At 39.7% G+C, this 3,387-nt stretch carries 2 protein-coding genes; both read left to right on the top strand.

Annotation, left to right across the window (positions count from 1 at the left end):
* Window positions 1–112 precede the first annotated feature (112 nt).
* Window positions 113–2,428, top strand: coding sequence for a family 20 glycosylhydrolase (locus tag WKU26_RS12445; protein WP_340322279.1), 2,316 nt, complete (start codon window positions 113–115; stop codon window positions 2,426–2,428).
* Window positions 2,429–2,624: 196 nt separating this feature from the next.
* Window positions 2,625–3,296, top strand: a complete 672-nt coding sequence (locus tag WKU26_RS12440; RefSeq protein WP_340322278.1) for an endonuclease/exonuclease/phosphatase family protein — start codon at window positions 2,625–2,627, stop codon at window positions 3,294–3,296.
* The last annotated feature ends 91 nt before the right edge of the window (window positions 3,297–3,387 follow it).

Below are 3,387 nucleotides of genomic sequence, written 5' to 3'. Positions count from 1 at the left end.
AATCTTGAAAGAATATTATAATAAGTAAGATTTTAAGTTTATAAGTTGGTGAACATATTACACTCAACAAATTTAAAAACTTAAAAACTCACAAACTTAAAAACTTATCTATATGTTAAAACACATTGCGTTTATCGTGGGACTGGCTTGTATAGGAGTAAGTTGTACCACTTCACAAGTGAAAGAAGATTATACAAGTGCTTTGCTTCCTACTCCGGTAGAGATGAAAACCCAGAGCGGAAGTTATACGCTGGAGAAAGATCTAAAGGTTCAAGTCAGCGATCCGTCATTGATTCCGGCTGCTCAGTATTTGCAGGAAATTTTGAAGAATGTGGCTCCAGAATCGTCAATAGAGTCAGACGGTGATATTGTGCTGATTTTGCACAATGATACGGTAAGTGGTGCTTATCAGTTGGAGGTTTTATCAGATAAAATAATAATTAGTGGATCTGATTATGAAGGTGTGGTAAATGGTATCTCTACCTTGCGTCAGTTGCTTCCACCGGCTGCAGAGATGATTCAGGAAGATGACTATAATAAAGTAGCAGGAACATTGCCTGTATGTACTTTACCTTTAGTGAAAATTTCAGATTCTCCTAAATTTCAGTGGAGAGGAATGATGTTGGATGCATCACGCCATTTCTGGAACAAAGAAGAAGTAAAGCGAATGCTTGACTTGATGGCCTCTTATAAATTGAACAAATTCCATTGGCATCTGACTGATGATCAGGGATGGCGTGTAGAAATTAAGCAATATCCGTTGCTTACCGAAAAGGGTGCATGGCGTCCGTTGGATACTACACACGATAAGATTTGTAAGGAAAGAGCAATCAAAGAAGATAATAGGGAATTTTTGTTGCCTGAAGATAAACTGAAGGTTACTGCCGAAGGAGATACTTTGTATGGTGGATTCTATACACAGGAAGATATTCGTGAGATAGTGGCTTATGCTACACAGCGTGGTATTGAGGTTATTCCGGAAGTGGATATGCCTGGACATTTCCTTGCTGCTATTTCTCAGTATCCGGATTTGGCTTGTAAAGGAATGATAGGTTGGGGTAAGACTTTCTCTTCTCCTGTTTGTCCGGGAAAGGATGAGACTCTTGAGTTCTGCAAGAATGTGTATAAGGAGATTTTCCAGTTGTTCCCATCGCAATATGTACACTTGGGAGGTGATGAGGTAGAGAAAATCAATTGGAGCAAGTGTGCAGATTGCCGTCGTCGTATGCAGGCAGAACACTTGAAGAGTGTTGAGCAATTGCAGGCGTGGTTTGTTTGTCAGATGGAACAGTTCTTCCTTGCTAATGGAAAGAGAATGATTGGATGGGATGAAGTCGTAGGAGACGGACTGTCGGATCAGGCTACCATTATGTGGTGGAGAGGTTGGGAAGCTGATGCTCCTTTACAGGCTGCCAAGCAGGGAAAAGATATTATCCATACTCCTAATATTTGTTTCTACTTCGACTACAAGCAGGATAAAAATACATTCAGACAGATTCTTACTTTCAATCCTTACGATGGTTTGGAAAAATCACAGTATAAGTATGTGAAAGGTATGCAGGCTAATGTATGGACTGAGTGGATTCCTACTGTACAGCGTCTGGATTATATGATTGCTCCGCGTATGATTGCTTTGGCTGAAGTGGCATGGGGACAGGCTTTTTATACTGATGATGTGCCTTTCTATGAAAAACTGGCTTCTCATTTTGAACGTTTGGCAAACCGGAAAATCAATTATCGCATTCCTGATATTGAAGGTTTCTACAACCGGAATGCATTTATCGGACAGGATACACTGAATATTGTATCACGTATTCCGAATGTGGAGATTCGTTATACTACCGATGGATCTATTCCGAACAAGCAGTCGGAACTGTATACAGGAGCTTTGCCGGTAAATACTTCTACTGATTTCTGCTTACGTACTTATCGTCCTGATGGAACTCCGGGTGATATTGTGAAAACAACGTTCTCTAAAGAAGAATATGTAGAAGTTTCTCAGGATGCAAGTGCTCTGAAAAACGGGTTAAAGGCTACTTGGTATGATTATGCTGGTGACAGTTGTTCGCAGATAACTTCTGCTCCTTTGAAAGGTAAGTATGTAATTGATGAAGTGAAGATTCCTGAGGGAGTGAAAGGTAATATCGGTTTGGTGATTACTGGATATATCAATGTACCGGAAGATGGAGTCTATACTTTCTCTCTGACTTCGGATGATGGTAGTCTGATGTCGATAGATGGAACTCCGGTATTGTTGAACGATGGTCCTCATTCTCCGGAAGAATATATCGGACAGAAGGCATTGAGTAAAGGACTTCATCCGATAGAGGTGCGTTACTTCGATCATAATGGAGGTATGCTCGAATTGAAAATGATAGGGGAAGATGGCAAGAAAGTAGCTGTTCCTCAGGAGTGGTTTAAATATTAAGAGCAAAATATTTGTATGATTTTCTGTCATCTTGAACGAAGTGGTGTATTTTGTGGAATGCCACTTTGTTTGAGATGACAGTTTTTTAATTGGTAGTCAGATGAAAAATACAATTTTATATATAGTCTGTTTGTTGTGTGTGGGAAGTTTAAGTCTTGCTTCTTGCTCGTCAAAAAAAGGTAATTCATTACGGATAATGACTTATAATATCCATAATGCTATTGGAGTGGATGAAAAAGTGGATATTACTCGTATAGCTGAGGTGATTTTACAGTCTGCTCCGGATGTGGTGGCTGTACAGGAAATAGATAGTGTGACTGAACGAAGTGGAAAAGTAGATGTATTGAGTGAGTTGGGGAATAAAGTTGGTATGCATGCACTGTTTGCTCCTGCCATAGATTTTCAGGGTGGAAAATATGGTATTGGTATTTTAAGTAAAAAAACTCCGAAGTCGTGGAAACAGATAGCGTTGCCAGGAAGGGAAGAAGCGCGTACTTTACTCTTGGCTGAGTTTGATGAGTATTATTTTGCTTGTGTACATTTGTCGTTGACCGATGAAGACAGAAATACTTCTGTCAGTATGATTAAGGAGGTATTGCCTCAAACGGATAAACCTGTATTTTTGGCTGGTGACTGGAATATGGAAGCAGATTCTCCGGAGTTTAAAAAGATGGAACAGGTATTCGATGTATTGAATGATACAGCGGTGTATACGTGTCCGGCATCGCTGCCTGAGGCTTGTATTGATTATGTGGCAGTAGCTAAACAATGTATTCAGAATACTCCTGTCGAAGTGTTGAAAAAGGAGGTTATAGCCGACAAAGTTGCTTCAGATCATCGTCCGGTTTTGGTTGAGGTATGTTGGTAGTTTTTTCGATTGTTGACGAGATTTTATTCTTTACATAAAAAGGAACTGTCTTCATATTGTTTTGTGCAATAGAAGACAGTTCCTTTTTTTA

This window comes from Phocaeicola sp. HCN-40430, from assembly GCF_037890285.1.
In the GTDB taxonomy this organism is placed as follows: Bacteria; Bacteroidota; Bacteroidia; order Bacteroidales; family Bacteroidaceae; genus Phocaeicola; species Phocaeicola acetigenes.
Note: the sequence above shows the minus strand (reverse complement) of the source record. Positions and strands in the feature narration are given on the sequence as shown.

What these genes read in the sequence shown, in the direction of transcription:
- WKU26_RS12445 (WP_340322279.1), top strand. Translation starts at nt 113, where the DNA reads ATGTTAAAACACATTGCGTTTATCGTGGGACTGGCTTGTATAGGAGTA.
- WKU26_RS12440 (WP_340322278.1), top strand. Translation starts at nt 2,625, where the DNA reads ATGACTTATAATATCCATAATGCTATTGGAGTGGATGAAAAAGTGGAT.